Source organism: Streptomyces sp. NPDC058662 (genome assembly GCF_042716255.1).
In the GTDB taxonomy this organism is placed as follows: domain Bacteria; phylum Actinomycetota; class Actinomycetes; order Streptomycetales; family Streptomycetaceae; genus Streptomyces.
Genome location: NZ_JBHXRU010000041.1, coordinates 11,700 through 28,697 on the forward strand (window position 1 = coordinate 11,700; position 16,998 = coordinate 28,697).

13 protein-coding genes and 1 pseudogene are annotated in these 16,998 nt (G+C 73.9%); 9 read left to right on the top strand and 5 right to left on the bottom strand.

The window, feature by feature from the left end:
- Both ACFWUQ_RS16830 and ACFWUQ_RS16835 read right to left on the bottom strand, forming a co-directional pair.
- A pseudogene (locus tag ACFWUQ_RS16830) lies at positions 1 to 255 on the bottom strand (hypothetical protein); the annotation flags it as partial.
- 252 nt (positions 256 to 507) lie between these two features.
- Complete coding sequence (locus ACFWUQ_RS16835) at positions 508 to 3,618, bottom strand: BTAD domain-containing putative transcriptional regulator (RefSeq protein ID WP_384538464.1); 3,111 nt, start codon at positions 3,616 to 3,618, stop codon at positions 508 to 510.
- 132 nt (positions 3,619 to 3,750) lie between these two features.
- Between ACFWUQ_RS16835 and ACFWUQ_RS16840 the strand changes: the two genes are divergently transcribed.
- The 3 genes from ACFWUQ_RS16840 (at position 3,751) to ACFWUQ_RS16850 (ending at position 5,865) form a co-directional block, all read left to right on the top strand.
- Entirely contained in the window at positions 3,751 to 5,007 is a 1,257-nt protein-coding gene (locus tag ACFWUQ_RS16840) for an amidohydrolase family protein (RefSeq protein WP_384538465.1), read from the top strand.
- 160 nt (positions 5,008 to 5,167) lie between these two features.
- The gene (locus ACFWUQ_RS16845) at positions 5,168 to 5,452 is read left to right on the top strand and encodes a type II toxin-antitoxin system VapB family antitoxin (protein ID WP_384538467.1); all 285 of its coding nucleotides are present in this window, start codon (positions 5,168 to 5,170) and stop codon (positions 5,450 to 5,452) included.
- Positions 5,449 to 5,865: a PIN domain nuclease gene (locus ACFWUQ_RS16850; RefSeq protein WP_384538469.1), complete on the top strand. Its 417-nt coding sequence runs from the start codon at positions 5,449 to 5,451 to the stop codon at positions 5,863 to 5,865. Before ACFWUQ_RS16845 ends, ACFWUQ_RS16850 begins: the two co-directional genes overlap by 4 nt.
- 41 nt (positions 5,866 to 5,906) lie before the next feature.
- Here ACFWUQ_RS16850 and ACFWUQ_RS16855 read toward each other — a convergent pair whose 3' ends face one another.
- Both ACFWUQ_RS16855 and ACFWUQ_RS16860 read right to left on the bottom strand, forming a co-directional pair.
- Positions 5,907 to 7,160, bottom strand: a complete 1,254-nt coding sequence (locus ACFWUQ_RS16855; protein WP_384538470.1) for a serine hydrolase domain-containing protein — start codon at positions 7,158 to 7,160, stop codon at positions 5,907 to 5,909.
- 77 nt (positions 7,161 to 7,237) lie between these two features.
- Positions 7,238 to 7,477, bottom strand: a complete 240-nt coding sequence (locus ACFWUQ_RS16860) for a hypothetical protein (RefSeq protein ID WP_384538472.1) — start codon at positions 7,475 to 7,477, stop codon at positions 7,238 to 7,240.
- 180 nt (positions 7,478 to 7,657) lie between these two features.
- On the opposite strand from ACFWUQ_RS16860, the gene ACFWUQ_RS16865 reads away from it, so the two are divergent.
- Both ACFWUQ_RS16865 and ACFWUQ_RS16870 read left to right on the top strand, forming a co-directional pair.
- Positions 7,658 to 8,383, top strand: coding sequence for a dienelactone hydrolase family protein (locus ACFWUQ_RS16865; RefSeq protein ID WP_384538474.1), 726 nt, complete (start codon positions 7,658 to 7,660; stop codon positions 8,381 to 8,383).
- Between the two features lie 408 nt (positions 8,384 to 8,791).
- On the top strand, positions 8,792 to 9,646 hold the full coding sequence (locus tag ACFWUQ_RS16870) for a trypsin-like peptidase domain-containing protein (RefSeq protein WP_384538475.1): 855 nt from the start codon (positions 8,792 to 8,794) through the stop codon (positions 9,644 to 9,646).
- 275 nt (positions 9,647 to 9,921) lie between these two features.
- On the opposite strand, the gene ACFWUQ_RS16875 is transcribed toward ACFWUQ_RS16870, so the two are convergent.
- Entirely contained in the window at positions 9,922 to 10,368 is a 447-nt protein-coding gene (locus tag ACFWUQ_RS16875) for an NUDIX hydrolase (RefSeq protein WP_384538477.1), read from the bottom strand.
- Positions 10,369 to 11,411: 1,043 nt separating this feature from the next.
- Between ACFWUQ_RS16875 and ACFWUQ_RS16880 the strand changes: the two genes are divergently transcribed.
- The 4 genes from ACFWUQ_RS16880 to ACFWUQ_RS16895 all read left to right on the top strand — a co-directional run bounded on the left by ACFWUQ_RS16880 (position 11,412) and on the right by ACFWUQ_RS16895 (position 15,973).
- Positions 11,412 to 12,335, top strand: a complete 924-nt coding sequence (locus tag ACFWUQ_RS16880) for a hypothetical protein (protein ID WP_384538479.1) — start codon at positions 11,412 to 11,414, stop codon at positions 12,333 to 12,335.
- 588 nt (positions 12,336 to 12,923) lie between these two features.
- Complete coding sequence (locus ACFWUQ_RS16885; protein ID WP_384538480.1) at positions 12,924 to 13,871, top strand: LLM class F420-dependent oxidoreductase; 948 nt, start codon at positions 12,924 to 12,926, stop codon at positions 13,869 to 13,871.
- A gap of 74 nt (positions 13,872 to 13,945) precedes the next feature.
- On the top strand, positions 13,946 to 14,731 hold the full coding sequence (locus ACFWUQ_RS16890) for an SDR family NAD(P)-dependent oxidoreductase (RefSeq protein WP_384538481.1): 786 nt from the start codon (positions 13,946 to 13,948) through the stop codon (positions 14,729 to 14,731).
- Between the two features lie 120 nt (positions 14,732 to 14,851).
- On the top strand, positions 14,852 to 15,973 hold the full coding sequence (locus ACFWUQ_RS16895) for an LLM class flavin-dependent oxidoreductase (protein WP_384538483.1): 1,122 nt from the start codon (positions 14,852 to 14,854) through the stop codon (positions 15,971 to 15,973).
- The last annotated feature ends 1,025 nt before the right edge of the window (positions 15,974 to 16,998 follow it).

Sequence of the window (16,998 nt, forward strand, 5' to 3'; positions counted from 1 at the left end):
CGGGGCACCGCGTCTGGCTTTCGCCCCTTGAGGCCGAGATCGTCTTCGGTGGTGCGTGGGCCAGTCCTTGGGGCGCGGGCCGGACGCGTGGTTGTCCAGCGTCTGGATCTCCTCGTCCGCGGCGTGGTTGTCGAGCGGCTTGTCCAGCGGCTTCTCGACCGGCGTGTCCAGCGGCTTGATCCCGACGCCCGAGGCGTGGTTGTCGAGGGGGCGGATGTCGCCCTCGGTCGGCAGGGTGTTCTCGTTCGTCGTCATCGAAATCTCCCGTTGGATGGGTAGGGCCCGTTCGGCGATTCCCCCGCGGACCGCCGAACGGGTGGTCCTCCAACCGACCCCGCGTCCCCCGACGCGCCGGGCCGATGCACCTATCGTGTCGGGTGGCGATAAACGAACGATGAACGCCTCGTTCATCGCCCGTCGATGCCCGTCGATGCCGTCGCGGTCCATCGAGGCCCGGCAGCCGACGCGGACGCGTCACGGCGCGGCAGTGGCGGGTGCGGAACCCGCTCAGGCCGCCACCTCCGACGCCAGCAGCGCCCGCACCTCGCCCAGTTCGGCCGATCCGAGCTGCGCGAACACCGTCTCCGCGTCCCGCCAGCAGGCCCGCGCGCGGTCCCGCTGGCCCAGCCGCCGCAGGGCCTTCCCCAGCACCGTCAGCACGGTCGCCCGCCGCCACTCGCCGCCGATCCCGCGCAGTGCGATGGCCTGTTCGGCGTGCGAGGCGGCCAGGGTGGGCCGGCGGGCGGCCAGATGGGCCTCGGCGAGCCGGAAGTGGGTCACGCCCTCCCACAGCGGCTGCCGGTTGTCGTGGAACAGCGAGAGGGCCTCGGCGAGCTGTGCCAGGGCCTCCCCGAGGCGCCCGGCCTGGGTCAGCGCGATGCCGAGCGCGTACCGGCCGTTGGCGAGGCGCAGGGTCAAACCCATCCGGTCGTATATGGCGATGCCCTGCTGCGCGAGGTCGATGGCGCTGGTGAGGCGGCCCAGCTCCACATGGATCCGCGACAGGTTGCACAGGGCGCTCGCCTCGCCGATGTTGTTGCCGTCGGCGCGGAAGTTGTCGATGGCCTCCCGCAGGTACCGCTCGCCGTCGGCGTGCCGGCCCTGGTAGAGGGCGATGATGCCGCGGTCGTTGGGCGCCCAGCAGCTGGGCAGCGGGTCGCCGGCCTCCCGGGCCAGCGCCGTGGCCTGGCGGGCCTCGTCGTCGGCCTCGGTGAACCGGCCGGTGAAGAGGTGGACCATGGTGAGGGTGGTACGGGCCCTGCCCTCGGCCCGGGGGTCCCCGGCGGCCCTGGCGGCGTCGCGCAGGGCCATGGCGGCGGATTCGTACTGCTTGGAGTTGGCCCCGGACTCGGCGAGGTCCTTGGCCGCCCACAGCAGGTCCACGGCCCGGCGCAGGACCCGCGCCTCGCCGGTCCGTACGGCGGCCTGCCGTACGCACGCCAGCAGGGGGTCGGCCTCGGCGTACAGCCAGTCCAGGGCGGCGCGCGGGTCGGCGAAGACCAGTCCGGGGTAGTGGGTGTCGGACAGGTGCGCGGGGAGCCGGTCGCCGGGGCGCTCCAGGGCGTAGACCCCGGAGGCGGTGGCCAGGTAGAAGTCCAGCAGCCGGTCCAGGGCGGCGTCGCGTCCGCCCGGCGGCAGCTCGTCGCGCTCGGCGCAGGCACGCGCGTAGAGGCGTACGAGGTCGTGGAAGCGGTAGCGGCCGGGGGCGGCGGATTCGAGGAGCGAGCAGTCGACCAGGGCCTCAAGGAGGTCCTCGGTGTCGTGCTCGGGCAGGTCGAGGACGGCGGCCGCGGCGGAGAGGGAGATGTCGGGGCCGTCGGCGAGGCCCAGGAGGCGGAAGGCGCGCTGCTGGGCGGGCTCCAGCTGGCCGTAGCCGAGTTCGAAGGTGGCTTTGACCGCGAGGTCGCCCGCCTGGAGCTCGTCGAGGCGGCGGCGCTCGTCGGCGAGCTTCGCGGCGAGGACGGAGACGGTCCAGGTGCGGCGGGCGGCGAGGCGCGAGGCGGCGATGCGGATGGCCAGCGGCAGGAAGCCGCAGGCGCCGACCACGTCGAAGGCCGCCTGGCGCTCGGCTCCGACCCGTTCGGCGCCGACGATCCGGGTGAAGAGCTGGAGGGCCTCCTCGGGGCTCATCACGTCGAGGTCGACGAGATGGGCCCCGGCGAGGCCCGCCATGCGGACCCGGCTGGTGACGAGGGCGGCGCAGCCGGCCGTGCCCGGCAGCAGCGGGCGCACCTGGGCGGCGTCCCGGGCGTTGTCGAGCAGGACCAGGACCCGGCGGCCGTCGAGGGTGGAGCGGTAGAGCGCGGCGCGGTCGGCGGGGGAGTCGGGGATGGCGGTGTCGGGAGTGCCCAGGGCGCGCAGGAAGGACCCGAGGACGGCCTCCGGCTCGGCGGGGCGGGCCTCGGTGCCCTGGAGGTCGACGTACAGCTGTCCGTCGGGGAAGTGCGGGCGGGCGGCATGGGCGACGTGCACGGCGAGGGTGGTCTTGCCGACGCCGCCGATGCCCGCGAGCGCCGAGACGGCCATGACCTGACCCGTGGCGCCGCCGGACAGGATGGCGCCGAGCTCGCCGACGAAGCTGGCGCGGCCGGTGAAGTCGGGCACGGTCGCGGGCAGTTGGGCGGGCCGCAGGTGGACGGACGCCGCGGCCGGCGCCGGGTCCTCGGTGCGGGCGAGGTCGGCGTCGGCATTGAGGATGCGCTGCTGGAGGGCGGCGAGCTCGGGGCGCGGGTCGACGCCGAGCTCGTCGGCGAGGAGCCGGCGGGTGTCGGCGTACACGGCGAGGGCCTCGGCCTGGCGGCCGCTGCGGTAGAGGGCGAGCATCAGCAGTTCGCGCAGGCGCTCGCGCAGGGGGTGCGCCGCGGTGAGTGCGGTGAGCTCGGAGACGGCCTCGGCGTGGTGGCCTACCTCAAGGTCCAGGTCGAGGCGGGTCTCCAGCAGCTGCAGGCGCCACTCCGCGAGCCGGGTGCGTTCGGTCTCGGCGTGCGGGCCGGGGACCCCGGCGAGGGGCTCGCCGTCCCACAGGTCCAGGGCGCGGGCCAGCAGCGTACGGGCCCCGCCGCGGTCCCCGCGGGCGCGGGCCGCCTCGGCGTCGGCGGCGAGGCCGCGGGCGACCCCGAGGTCGAGGGTGGCGGCGGAGCGCAGGCGGATGGCGTAGCCGCCGGACTCGGTGACGAGCTGCCCCGGGTCGAGCACTTTGCGCAGGCGGGAGGCGTACGTACGGATGGTGGCGAGGGCCTGCTGCGGCGGGTCCTCGCCCCAGATGGCGTCGATGAGTTCGGGCGCGGTGGCGGTGCGGCCGTCGCGGAGCAGCAGGGCGGCGAGCAGGGCGCGCTGCTGGGGGGTGCCGGAGGGCAGCGCCTCGGCGCCGCGCCAGGCGCGGATGGGCCCGAGGACGGCGAAGCGGGAGCCGGCGGCGGGGGCGGGGGCGGCGGGCGGAGCGGGGGTGGCGGGTACAGATGCGGCGGGCGCGGCGGGCGCGGTGGTGAACGGCCGGCCGCGGGTCGGGTTGCGGGTCGGGTCGCGGGTCGGGTCGGGCGCGGGGGTGTCGGCCTCGGTGAGGGTCCGGGCTGCTTCGGGGTGGTTCCGCTGGTGCGGGATGGCCGGTATGCCGTCCATCTGTGGTCCCCCCTGCCTTCCGTCGGTGTAAGGGCCAGTCTGCCCTGTGATGCACGTACACGTCAGCCCGTAGCGGACCCCGTGGCTCCCAAGTAGCTGACGGTTCGTCAGATTGCAGCTACCGTAGCCGGTATGGAGACCTTCCCGAAGATCATCTCGGTGGACGACCACACGGTTGAGCCCCCCCATGTCTGGCGGGACCGGCTCCCGTCCAAGTACCGGGACACCGGCCCCCGCGTCGTCCGCGCCCCCTTGAAGGAAATGACCTTCCTCGGCGGCAGGTTCGCTCCCGTCATGGGTGCCCGGGGCGACGACGGCCCGATCGGCGACTGGTGGGTGTACGAGGACCTGCACCGCCCCCTCACCCGCCTCGACACGGCGGTCGGGTACGACCGCGACGAGATCAAACTGGAAGTCATCACCTACGAGCAGATGCGCCCGGGGTCCTTCTCGGTTCCCGACCGGCTCGCCGACATGGACGTCAACCACGTCCAGTCCGCGCTCTGTTTCCCGACATTCCCGCGCTTCTGCGGCCAGACCTTCACCGAGGCCGCCGACCGCGAACTCGGACTGCTCGGGGTGCGCGCGTACAACGACTGGATGGTGGAGGAGTGGTGCGGCCCGGACGCCCGGGGCCGTCTCATCCCCCTCACCCTGATCCCGCTCTGGGACGCCGAACTGGCGGCGGCCGAGGTCCGCCGCAACGCGGCGCGCGGCGTGCGCGCGGTGGCCTTCTCGGAGATACCCCCGCACCTGGGGCTGCCCTCCGTGCACACGGACTACTGGGACCCCTTCCTGCGGGCGTGCGACGAGACCGGCACGGTCATCGCCATGCACATCGGCTCCTCCTCCCGCATGCCGTCCACCTCGGCGGACGCCCCGCCTGCGGTCGGCTCCACCATCACCTTCGCCAACTGCTGCTTCTCGATGGTCGACTGGCTGATGAGCGGCAAGTTCGAGCGCTTCCCCCGCCTCAAGATCATGTACGCGGAGGGCCAGATCGGCTGGATCCCGTACATCCTGGAGCGCGCGAACGTGGTCTGGGAGGAGAACCGCGGCTGGGGCGGCGTCGCGGACAAGGTGCTGCGCCCGCCGTCGGAGCTCTTCGCCGAGCATGTCTTCGGCTGCTTCTTCGACGACGCCTTCGGCCTGCGGAACCTGGACGCGATCGGTGCGGGCAACGTCCTCTACGAGACGGACTACCCCCACTCGGACTCGACCTGGCCCAAGTCCCGCGAGGTCGGCGAGGCGCAGATGGGGCACCTGGCCCCGGACGTGGTGGACCGCATCGTGCGCGGCAACGCGATCGACCTGCTGGGGCTGACGGCGGAGGGCCTGTGGGCGGGGGCGGGGGCGGTTCCGGCGCCGGCGCCGGCCGCCGGCTCGTAGGCGGGGCATAGTCCGGCGGCGTAGGCCACTGTCATGAACCTCCGGCATGGTTGGGGAATCGGGCCTCTCCTGGCTGCAGAAACGATATCTCTCCACATCGGTCTTGATATCGTCTAAGTGGACAGGGGCAGGTCGCCCCCGCCCGCCGAGGAGGTCCGCCATGGCCAGAACAGTCATCGACGTGGACGACGCCCTGCTGGCGGAGGCCGCCGAGATCTTCGGAACGAAGACCAAGGTGGCCACCGTGAACGCGGCCCTGCAGGACGTGGTCAACCGGCGCAAGCGGGAGGAGTTCCTGTCCTGGATCGCCGCCGGAGGACTGCCTGACCTGACCGGCCCAGTGGATTCGGCGGTCGAGAGCGACGCCGGGAGCGGGTCCGGGTCCGGGTCCGGGACCGGAGTGGAAGCGGCGGCGACGGAACACACCCAGGACAGGGCGGCATGACCGGGCGCTTCTTGATCGACAAATCGGCCCTCGCCCGGTATCCCAAGCCGGCCGTCCACGCCGTCATCCACCCCTTGCACACCGCGGGCGTGCTCGCGGTGTGCGGAGCCGTGGAGTGCGAGGTGATGTACAGCGCCCGTTCCAAGGCGGACGCGGAGCGCGTCCGTACGGGCCTGGGCGCCTTCGCGTGGCTCGCGACCCCCGACGAAGTCTGGGACCGAGCCCTGGAGGTGCAGAAGCACCTCATCGAGGCGGGGAACTGGAAAGCGGTCTCCGGCGTGGACCTGATCATTGCGGCGACCGCCGAACGCCACGGGGCGACCGTCCTGCACTACGACGGCGACTACGACATGATCGCGGAGGTCACGGGCCAGCCGATGCGCTGGGTCGTCCCCCGCGGCAGCGCCGACTGAGGAGCGCGGACCTGCGGGTCTGCGGGCCTGCGGGTCGCGGGTCAGCGGGCCGTCGGGGAGGGCGAGGGCGGGACGCTTGCGCGCAGGCGGGTCGGCGTCAGCGGGTGCTCGGGGACGAGCGCGGCGGCGATCCGCTGGGCCACGGTCTGGGCCTGGTTGCCCTCGGGGCTCTTGGGGCCCTTCGTCGTGGTGACCGAGATGGACAGCTTCTCCGCCGGCAGGTAGGCCTGCATGGCGGCGTACCCGGAGAACGACGGGTTCTGCAGGATCCAGCCGTTGAGGACGAGGACCCCCAGGCCGAAGTGCTCGGCCGCGTCGTGCGGCAGGCAGACGGTGGCGGGACAGCCGGCCGTCGGACCGCCGAGTTCCGCCGTCCCCGGGTCGAGCAGGGTCCGGAACGACGCGGCGGACAGCAACTCGCCGGTGCCGATCGCGCGGGAGGAGCGGTCGAGGTCGCAGATGTCCGTGGTGAGGACCGCACCGGGCGCCGTGGTCCAGGACGGATTCCAGTACGTGGACTCCTCGTAGGTGCCGCGCTCGGAGGTGAAGGCGTGCAGCACCGGGACGGGGATCTCCGCGGTGGCGCCGGCGGCGGTCTCGCCGAGCCCCAGCGGCCTCATCACCCGCTCGTCGAGCAGGCGTTCCAGCGGAACGCCGCTGATCTTCTCCAACGCGGCGCCGAGGAGCTGGAAGTTGGCGTGCGAATAGCTGAAGTTGGTGCCCGGTTCGTACCAGAGCGGCTGGTCGGCGGCGATGGCGATCACTTCGGCGGGGGTCCACTGCCGGAACGGCGCGGCCTCCAGGTCGGCGAGGAACTTCGGGTCCGTGACGTAGTCGTGCAGGCCCGAGGTGGAACTGCCCAGCATGCGCAGTGTGATCTTCGACGCGTGGGGTGCGTCGGGCAGCCAGCGGGCGAGGGGATCGTCCAGACCGGCCTTGCCCTCGTCGACGAGCTGGAGCAGGACGGTCGCCATGTAGGCGATGGCCACCGAGCCCGACCGGAAGTGCATGGCCGGATCGGCCGGGACGCCGGTCATGGACTCCCCGAGGGCCGAGGTGACGACCTCCTTGCCGTCCGAGGAGACCCGCAGGACCACGGAGTTCAGACCGAAGTCCCGACGCGCCCGCTCCGCGACGGCGACGACCTCCTTCGCCCGGCCCTCGGCGGGCCCCGGCGACGCGACACACGCCCGCGGCGCCCCGAGGGCGACCGCCGGCCCGGCAGCGGCCCCCGCGGGAACCGTTGCGGCCACCAGCCCGGCGATGCAGAGCAGCACCGTACGAGGACGCCTCATCCCCCCAGCATGGAACGCCCCCGCCCGACACGCACGTCGCGGCGGACGATGCCTCGCGGCGGCTCTTGATCCGGTGGCTACGCCCGCGGGGTGTGGATGAAGCCGAGGGAGGTCAGGCCTTCGGCCCGGCACAGTCGGTCGCAGGCGCCGCCGGCCTCGGTCTGGAGGAGCCGGCAGGCGGCGCCGTGGGACCGGCCCCAGTGCATCCTGGCCCGCCCCAGGACGCGGCCCGGACCTTGTCCGCGGGTCTCGGGCAGGACGGCGAAGTACTGGGGGAGGAGTCGGGGGCACCCGATCGCGTGCGGGCGCAGGTCCATGGGCCGATCGCGCCCACGATGCGGTCCTTGACGGCGGCCGCGAGGACCGGGCCGCCCCAGCCGGCCTGCATCTGGGTGTGGAGGAAGGCCGGGGCCGTCGGCGGCCACGCCTGTGGCCGCGCAGATCGATCGAGTCGAAACTCACGTGGGCGAACTCAAGGATCACTACCGTCCAGTCTCATGACGACGATTGCCACGCGCACGGTCGAGTACCCGGCCGACGGTCTGACGATGATCGGGCACCTCGCGCTCCCGGCCGGTATCGACCGCCGACCCGCAGTGCTGCTCGGCCCCGAGGGCACGGGGCTCAGCGACGTCGAGCGCCGCCGGGCCGACGCTCTCGCCGAACTGGGTTACGTGGCGCTTGCCTTCGACATCCATGGTGGGCGCTATTTGGACAACCCCGAGGAGATGCTGGCCCGTTGCCTGCCGCTGCTCGACGACCCCGACCGGATGCGGGGCATCGGCCGCGCGGCGCTCGACGTGCTGCGCGCCGAACCGCGGACCGACCCCGACCGCATCGCCGCCGTCGGCTACGGCACCGGTGGCGCGATCGCACTGGAACTCGGACGCGACGGCGTCAACCTGCGCGCGATCGGGACCGTCAACGCACTGACCACCGGCCGACCGGGCGAGGCGGCGCGCCTCCGCTGCCCGGTGTGGGCCGGGGTCGGGTCGGAAGACCCGATCATGCCGCCCGCGCAACGGGACGCATTCACGGCCGAGATGCAGGTCGCCGGCGTCGACTGGCGCCTCGTGGTCTACGGCGGCGCCCTGCACGCCTTCCACCACCCGCCGGTCGACCATCCCGTGCTCCCTGGCGTCGGTTACCACCCACGGCATGCGCAGCGAGCCTGGCACGACGTCGTCGACCTGCTCGCCGAGTGCCTGCCCGTGACGGAGTGATCCGGTCAGTCCGAACTCCGACTCACGAAGGGGCGTCCTCGCCCGCGGGTGTCGTCGCCTCGTGGAGACGCTCCTCTACCGGACCCAGGTGCTGGTCGTCGGCTCCAGCAGGCGTCTGTCGACCAGGTCCTCGGCGTTGATCACCCGTCGATGCTGTCACGACCGCGGGTCAACGCGGAGCCTCTCCGGCTTCGCGGTCCGGCCGCGCATCGCGGTGCTGGCCCAGTGGTTGCCGGCCCCTGCTGCGGTCCCGCGCAAGTCCCGGACCTTGCCCGGCAACCGGCCCGCGGCGGGGAGGCCCCCACCCCCGCCTCGACTTTCAGGCCACCCGCCCAGGCGCCGCCCTTGCGACTGGCCCCGCTCGCAAGGCATGCTTCGCCGGGGCAAAGCGGGAGGATCATCATGCCGGTGGACAAGCAGACCGCGGTGACAGCGGTGTTGTGTGCTGTCGCGGCGTTGGGGGCCTCCGCCGCCGTCGCGAAGTTGGCGCCGCCGCCCGAGGGCGTGCCCGCTGTGCGCGCGAAGGCCGCGCCGACGGATTCCCCGACGGACCCATCGACAGGCACATCGCGATCGCAAGCACCGAAACCGCAGCTCTCCGCCCGACCCGGCACCACGCTGCCACCGGCGGTCACCCCGCCGCCCGGTGGGCCCGCCGCCTTCACGGGTGCCCTCTTCACGAACGGCCTGGACAGTGATCACTTCTGCACGGCCACGGTCGTGCAGAGCCCCGGCCGGAACCTGATCATCACCGCCGGACACTGCCTCCTCGACGGGGACCAGAGCGGCGGTACGGCTGTCTTCGCACCCGCATACGCCAACGGCGTCGCTCCGTACGGCACGTGGAAGATCGAAGAGGCCTACGAGGACGACCGCTGGGCCGAGGGTACGGACGACGACTACGACCTCGCCTTCGCCCGCCTGGCCCCTGATGCCCAGGGCCGGCCGATCGAGGACGTGACGGGTGCGGCGGTGCTGGACACCAGCGGCCGCGCGGCCGAGGAGGTCACCGTCACGGGCTACCCGGCCGACCGCAAGGTTCCCCGTACGTGCACGGCCGTCGCGGTCCGCGAGAGCGACACCCAACAGCGCTTCGACTGCGCGGACTTCCCTGGCGGCACCAGTGGCAGCGCGTGGATCGCCCGCGACGGGAAGATCATCGGGATCCTCACCGGCGGGGACACGGACGACGTCTCGACCAGCACGGTCCTGGGCGAGTACGCGGCGTCGCTCTACGCGAAGGCGACGGCGCCGGGTCGGTAGCCCTGGGCACGCGTGGCCGCGTGGCCGCGTGGCCGCGTGGCCGCCTGGCGGCGGGCCGTTGGGAGCCGGGGTTTCGGGCCGCTGGGCCGCTGGGCCGCCGGGCCGCGGAGGTGCCGAGGCGTTGGGCTGCCGGGCCGCGGAGGTGCCGAGGCGTTGGGCTGCCGGGTCGCCGGATGCAACCGAGTTCCGCCGGCCGCCGGGCGCCGCCGGTCGGGCCGGGCCAGCCCCTGGCGGTCAGGCGGGGTACTGCCTCCCGGCCGGCGGCGGTCGACGCTTCAGGCCAGCAGGCCCAGGTGGACCGGCTCGGACGGGGCGTTGGCGAGGAGATCCGGCAGCCGGGGCGGCCAGAGGGGTTCGCCGAGGGTGGCCAGCCGGTCCGTGGAGAGCCACTGCCAGTGGATGCCGGGGTACTCCAGGACGGGTTCCCGGTGCGGGCCGGTGGTGACGTAGATGTGCTCGTGCTGGCGCACCGGTACGCCCTGGTGGGTGAAGTCGTGCTCCCACGTGCACAGGAGCCGCCCCGGCTCCAGGTCCGTCCACCCGGTCTCCTCGCGCAGCTCGCGCCGCACGCAGTCCTCGGGGCTCTCGCCGGGGTCTATGCCACCGCCCGGGGGCAGCCAGTGGATACCGACCTCCACGTTGTTCTCGCGGAACAGGAAGACCGATCCGGCGGGGGACAGGATGACAACGCGCGCGGCGTGACGTGGAGTTCGAGTTCGCATCAGATCAGCGTACGACGGCAGTCGCACGGAGGTGAGGGCCGCGCGCGCCTGCGCCGGCGGGGCTGTCGGGTGCGGTGGGGCCGGTACGAAGCGGCGTCGGGTCCGGTGCCGGGGCTCCGCCCCGTGCCCCGCGCCTCAAACGCCGGCGGGGCTTGGGGGTGCGGCGCGGCGGGGGCCGGTACGCAAGGGAGGGCAAGCCAGGGCCGGGACCGGGACCGTGGCGCGGTTTGGGCCCTGGGCCGGGCCCGGGGCTTCGCCCCGCCCTCTGGGGGCGCGGCGGGACCGGTATGCGAGCGGGCGCACGGGCAAGCTCGGCACTATCCGCACCGCCGCCCCGCTCCCGCCCCGTGCCTCAGACGGGGGAGGGGCTGGCAGACGGGCGGGCCGGTGCGGGATGGTCGGGGCCGCGGTCGGGGCTCTGCTTGCGCCGCGCACCTCGGGTGCCGGCGGGTCCCCCGGGAGTGCGGTGGAGCCGGTACGCACTGGGCAACTCCGGGCCGGGCGGGTGTAGGCCCGGGCCTGGGGCCGGGGCCGGGTTCGGCCCCGGGGCCGGGGCCTCGGGCCCCCTCCCCGAGCCCCGAGCCCCGCCCCCTCGCCCCGCCCCCTCGCCCCGGGCCCGGCCCCGGGCGGCGGTGGGCCTTCACCGGTGCGGCGCCGCAGGGTCGGTGCTTGAGGGTGTCGGGGGAGGCGTGTGGGGGATCGGGGGCTGTTCGATGGGGTGTTCGGGGTGGGGGGTGCATGCCGTGCGTCACAGTCGCGGGGGGTGGGTGGGGGGTCGGCCGGCCGGTGCTGTGGTGACGGGTGTGGGGACTTCGGGGGTGGTGCGGGGGCCGTTCGGGGTTGTGCGGGAGGGCGGTGCGCCGCAGGTCGGGCGTCGGGGCGCGGCTCGGGCCGCCCGCCTCGGTCGTACGCGTGTGCGGGGCCGGGGCGGTGGGGCGGCACGCTCCGGGGCCGTAGGACCCGGGGCTCGGTTCCGGCGCGGGACCGGACGCGGACGCCGTGGATCGCCGTTCCTGAAGATCGGCTCCTGTACGGTCGGTTCAATGAGCAAGCACGCCCGAGCCCGCTCCCGCGCGCCCCGCATCTCCCGTACGCCCGGAACGTCCCGGTCGGCCGGGCGTACGGAGCGTCGTTCGTCCCGCCGCGTGGCGCTCGCCGCCACCCTCGGCCTGCTGGCCTTCGGGGCCTCGTGGGCGTACGTCGCGCAGGACGCGGGCGGGATCGCCGGCGCCGCGACCGCCCAGGCCGGTACGGACGCCCGCACCCCGGACGCCGCCCGTGCCGCGCGCGACGCGAACCGCGACGCGAAGGGTGACGCCCGCAACGAAGCTCCGAGCGACGCCCGTCGTGACGCCGCCCGTGTCGCCCCCGCGAACCACCTGCAGGGCCTGACCGGCATCAGCGAGCAGACGGCCGGCCGGATCCCGGCCGAGTCCCGGCAGCTCATCCTGGTCACGGGCAAGGCCAAGGACTCCTCGGAGTCCACCGCCACCCTCTACACCCGTCCGGCCCCCGGTGCGGACTGGGTACGCGCCGACAGCTGGCCCGCCCGCAACGGCGCCAAGGGCTGGTCCACGGAGCGCACGTACGGGGACCTGACCTCCCCGCAGGGCGTCTTCGCGCTCACGGACGCGGGCGGCCTGCTGCCGAAGCCGCCCGGTACCCGGCTCCCCTACGACAAGGACGCGTCTTTCGTCGCCTCGGGCCGGGGGGTGAACGGCGAGTCGCTGGCGGGGTCCTTCGACTACGTCGTCGCGATCGACTTCAACCGCAGGCCGGGACGGTCGCCGCTGGACCCGGTCAAGCCGGAGGGCGAGCGCAAGGGGGGCAACATCTGGCTCCACGTGGACCACGACGGCCCCTCCCAGGGCTGCGTCGGCATCCCGAAGGACGCCATGCGCAAGGTGCTGGAGACCCTCGACCCGGCCGCGAAGCCCGTCATCGTGATGGGGCCGCAGGGCATGTGACGACGGGACGGGCCGCCAGCCCGTCCGCCAGCCTGTCCTGCCACCGGCGCCCGCCATGCCCGCCAGTGCCCGTCCTGGCCTCCGGCGCCCGTCCTGGCCGCCAGTGCCCGTCTTGGTCACCGGCCGCCCGTCCTGGTCACCGGCCGCCCGTCCTGGCGCCAGCGCCCGTCCTGACCGCCAATCCGCGGCCTGGCCACCGTTGTGCGTCGGGGGCGCGTGTCCGTCCTGGGCGCCCTTGGCTGCCCCGGTCCCCGCTGTGCGTCCCCGCCCCCGCTGCACGTCCTGACATCCGGCCGCTCGTACCGCGCGTTCCCGTACCCGTACTCGTACTCGTACCCATCCGTTCCGGTCACGCTGACCGGACGGCACGGGCGGGGCGCGTACTTCCGGCCGTACAGCCCTGCGGGCGCGAGCCCCGAGCCGCCTGCCCCGAGCCTCGGCGGCCCCGCCACCCCGCCCACGACGGGGCCCCGTCCGCCCCTACCCCTTGCCTGACGGTCCGTCAGCTACGACGATGGCCCGGCAACACGAAGACGGATACGAAGACGACGGCGACGGCGACGGCGACGAAGGCGAGGCGGGTCCCGCATGGCGCGCGTGTTCACGGAAGGTCGGCTGGTCTACGGGATGCAGCTCCCGATCCAGTCGCAGAGCACCATCTACGCCGAGCCCTGGGAGGCGTCGGCCACCGCCGCCGATCTCGCCGGGATCGCCCGAGCCGCCGACCGGGCCGGCTTCGGCTACCTGGCCGGCTGCGACCACGTGGCCATCCCCCGGCGCCTCGCCGGCCCCATGAGCACCGTCTGGTACGACCCCGTCGCCACGCTGTCCTTCCTGGCCGGGATCACCGAGCGCGTCCGGCTGCTGAGCCACGTGGCGATCCTCGGGCTGCGGCACCCGTTGATCAGCGCCAAGCAGTACGCCACCCTCGACCACCTGTCCGGCGGGCGGCTGATCCTCGGAGTCGGCGCCGGGCACGTCCAGGAGGAGTTCGAGATCCTCGGCGTGGACTTCGCCCGCCGGGGCGCCGTCCTCGACGAGACCCTCGACGCGCTGCGCGCGGCTCTGGGGCCCGAGGAGTACCCGGAGTTCGAGGGGGAGCTGTTCTCCTTCAAGGACCTCGGCCAGTTGCCCCGGCCCGCCCAGGAACGCGTCCCCGTCTGGGTCGGCGGCTCCTCCGCGCCCGCCCTGCGCCGCGCGGCCCTGCGCGGGGACGGCTGGCTTCCGCAGGGCGACCCCCGCCACGAGCTGCCCGGGCGGATCGCCCGGATCCGGGAGCTCCGGGCGCGGGCCGGGATCGGGGACCCCATCGAGTTCGGCGCGATCACCGAGGCCCTGTACGTGGGCGAGCCCGCCTGGGACACCGGCCGCCGCACCCTCACCGGCAAGGCGGAGGTGCTCGCCGAGTCCCTGCGCGAGTACCGGGCGCTCGGCGTCGACCAGATCCAGGTTCGCTTCCGCAGCCGCGACCGGGACGAGCTCGTCGACCAGGTCACCGCCTTCGGGGCCGAGGTGGCCCCCCTCCTCAACGACTGAACGAATGGACGGCCGTGCGACCGGACGACCGGACGGCTGGGCGCTGGCGGACGACTGAGCGACAGGAGCACACCATGGGCAAGCTGGACGGGCGCGTCGTCGTCATCACCGGCGCCGCGCGGGGCCAGGGCGAGCAGGAGGCCCGCCTGTTCGCCGCCGAGGGCGCGAAGGTGGTCCTCGGGGATGTGCTGGACGAGCAGGGTGCGGCCGTGGCCGAGGAGATAGGCGCGGACCGGGCCCGGTACGTACGGTTGGACGTGGGCCGCGAGGAGGACTGGGCGGCGGCGGTCGCGGCGGCGAAGGAGGCCTTCGGCCGCATCGACGGGCTGGTGAACAACGCCGGCATCCTGCGCTTCAACGAGCTGACCTCCACCCCCCTGGAGGAGTTCCAGCAGGTGGTCCAGGTCAATCAGGTGGGGGCCTTCCTCGGCATCAAGACGGTCGCCCCCGAGATCGGGGCGGCGGGCGGCGGCACGATCGTCAACACCTCCTCGTACACCGGCCTGACGGGTATGGCGTACGTGGGGACGTACGCCGCCACCAAGGCGGCGATCCTGGGCCTGACCCGGGTCGCCGCGCTGGAGCTGGCGGGCCGGGGCATCCGGGTGAACGCGATGTGCCCGGGGGCCGTGGACACCCCGATGGCCAATCCCGGACTGCTGGACCCCGCCGGGACGACCGACGAGGCGCGGGCGGCGATGGCGGACCTGTACAAGCGGGTCGTGCCGATGGGTCGGGTCGGGCGGCCCGAGGAGGTCGCCCGGCTGGCCCTCTTCCTGACCAGCGAGGACTCCTCGTACATCACCGGCCAGCCCTTCGTCATCGACGGCGGCTGGATGGCGGGCGTCAGCATCCTGTAGGTCTCGCCCCCGCAGACCCATCTGATGGAGCGTCAGGTATTGACGCTCGCGCCCCCGCGATGGAACAGTCGAGACATCGAATCTGACGCAACGTCAGAAATCAAAGGACGGTGAACCCCCTTGGAATTCGGGCTCTTTGTGCAGGGATACGTGGCTGAGGCGCGATCCAAGGTAGACCCCGAGGCGGAGCACAAGGCGCTGATCGAGGAGACCGAGTACGTCATCCAGGCCGACAAGTCCGGTTTCAAGTACGCCTGGGCGTCGGAGCACCACTTCCTGGAGGAGTACTCGCACCTCTCGGCGAACGAGGTCTTCCTCGGGTACCTCGCCCACGCCACCGAGCGCATCCACCTCGGCTCCGGCATCTTCAACCCCCTCGCCCAGGTGAACCACCCGGTCAAGGTGGCCGAGAAGGTCGCCATGCTCGACCACCTCTCCAAGGGGCGCTTCGAGTTCGGTACGGGCCGGGGCGCGGGCAGCCACGAGATCCTCGGCTTCCTCCCGGGCATCGAGGACATGAACCACACCAAGGAGATCTGGGAGGAGACGATCGCGGAGTTCCCCAAGATGTTCCTCCAGGAGGAGTACGAGGGGTTCCAGGGCAAGCACTGGTCGCTGCCGCCGCGGAAGATCTTCCCCAAGCCGTACGGCAAGGCGCACCCGGCCATGTGGTACGCGGCCGGCTCGCCGTCCTCGTACGCGATGGCGGCGCGCAAGGGGCTCGGCGTACTGGGCTTCAGCGTGCAGAAGGTCTCCGACATGGAGTGGGTACTGGAGCAGTACAAGACGGCCATCCAGGAGGCGAAGGCGATCGGGGCGTTCGTCAACGACAACGTGATGGTCACCTCGACGGCGATCGTCGCCGAGACCCACGACAAGGCGGTCGAGATCGCCGTCAACGCCGGGATGAACCGCTTCCAGTCGCTGGTCTTCCGCTACCACGACACCTTCCCGCGGCCGGAGGCGATCCCGCAGTGGCCGGAGCTGCTGCCGGAGTACAACGCGGAGATCATCGAGTTGCTGATCGCCGAGGAGCTGATGATCTGCGGTGACCCGGCGGAGGTGCTCGCGCAGTGCAGGCGCTGGGAGCGGGCGGGTGCGGACCAGCTGTCCTTCGGCCTGCCGACCGGGGTGTCGTACGAGGACACGATGACCACGATCAAGCTCCTCGGCGAGCACGTGATCCCGGAGATCGACACCGACCCGGTCCACCGCACGACCCGCTTCCGCGCCTCCGCCTGACGCGCCCCCCGCGCCCGCCCACCGACCCACCCCCGCCCCCCGGGCTCAACCCCGGGCCCCGGCCCCGGGACCCCCAACCCCGGGACCCCCGGCCCGGACCCCGGACCCCCAACCCCGGGACCCCCGGGCGGGGCCCGGACCCCCGACTCAGGCCCCGGGCGGGGCCCGAACCCCTGGTTCAGGCTTCGGGCTGGGGCCCGGACCCCCGACTCAGGCCCCGGGCGGGGCCCGGACCCCCGACTCAGGCCCCGGGCGGGGCCCGAACCCCTGGTTCAGGCTTCGGGCTGGGGCCCGGACCCGCGGCTCAGGCCCCGGGCTGGGACCCGGACCCCTGGCTCAGGCTTGGGGCTGGGGCTGGGGCTGGGGCTGGGGCTTTGGCCCGGGCCCGTGGCTCAGGTCTCGGGCTGGGGCCCGGACCTCCGGGTTCAGGTCTCGGGCTGGGGCCCGGACCTCCGGGTCCAGGTCTCGGGCTGGGGCCCGGACCTCCGGGGTTCGACCCGGGCGGGGGCCCGGACCTCCGGGCTCACCCCGGCTGGGGCCCGGTCCCCCGGCTGGGGCCCGGTCCCCCGGCTGGGGCCCGGTCCCCGGGCCGGACCCCGGTCCCCCGGTCTCGGTTCCGGGTCGGGGCCCGGAACGACGGTCTCCGACCCTGGCCGGGGCCCGGACCTCCGGTCTGCGGGCGGGAGCCGCAAGGTCTCCCGGACGGGGGCGGTGTCTTCCCGGACCGCCGCCGCCGTACGGGTCGGGGTCCCGCAGGCGTCGAGCCCGCGGTACCCCGGCGGTGACGGTCGGAGCGGGTACGGCAGCGGCCTGCCGTACCCACTCCGACCGGACGCACCCCCCACCCCGCCCGCAGCCGCCGACCCGCACCCGCCCGAAGCCGCCGACCCGCACCCCGGACCTCGCACCCGCCCGAAGCCGCCGGCCCGGACCCCGCATCCGTCCGAAGCCGCCGACCCGGACCCCGCCCCCGCCCGACGCAGTCGCCCCCGCACCCGCCCGCAGCCGCCGACCCGGACCCCGTG

Bases quoted from the DNA above. Each gene is read 5' to 3' on its own strand.
- ACFWUQ_RS16865 (WP_384538474.1), top strand. From the start codon at position 7,658: ATGACGACGATTGCCACGCGCACGGTCGAGTACCCGGCCGACGGTCTG.
- ACFWUQ_RS16875 (WP_384538477.1), bottom strand. From the start codon at position 10,368: ATGCGAACTCGAACTCCACGTCACGCCGCGCGCGTTGTCATCCTGTCC.
- ACFWUQ_RS16880 (WP_384538479.1), top strand. From the start codon at position 11,412: ATGAGCAAGCACGCCCGAGCCCGCTCCCGCGCGCCCCGCATCTCCCGT.
- ACFWUQ_RS16885 (WP_384538480.1), top strand. From the start codon at position 12,924: ATGGCGCGCGTGTTCACGGAAGGTCGGCTGGTCTACGGGATGCAGCTC.
- ACFWUQ_RS16890 (WP_384538481.1), top strand. From the start codon at position 13,946: ATGGGCAAGCTGGACGGGCGCGTCGTCGTCATCACCGGCGCCGCGCGG.
- ACFWUQ_RS16835 (WP_384538464.1), bottom strand. From the start codon at position 3,618: ATGGACGGCATACCGGCCATCCCGCACCAGCGGAACCACCCCGAAGCA.
- ACFWUQ_RS16860 (WP_384538472.1), bottom strand. From the start codon at position 7,477: ATGGACCTGCGCCCGCACGCGATCGGGTGCCCCCGACTCCTCCCCCAG.
- ACFWUQ_RS16855 (WP_384538470.1), bottom strand. From the start codon at position 7,160: ATGAGGCGTCCTCGTACGGTGCTGCTCTGCATCGCCGGGCTGGTGGCC.
- ACFWUQ_RS16845 (WP_384538467.1), top strand. From the start codon at position 5,168: ATGGCCAGAACAGTCATCGACGTGGACGACGCCCTGCTGGCGGAGGCC.
- ACFWUQ_RS16850 (WP_384538469.1), top strand. From the start codon at position 5,449: ATGACCGGGCGCTTCTTGATCGACAAATCGGCCCTCGCCCGGTATCCC.
- ACFWUQ_RS16840 (WP_384538465.1), top strand. From the start codon at position 3,751: ATGGAGACCTTCCCGAAGATCATCTCGGTGGACGACCACACGGTTGAG.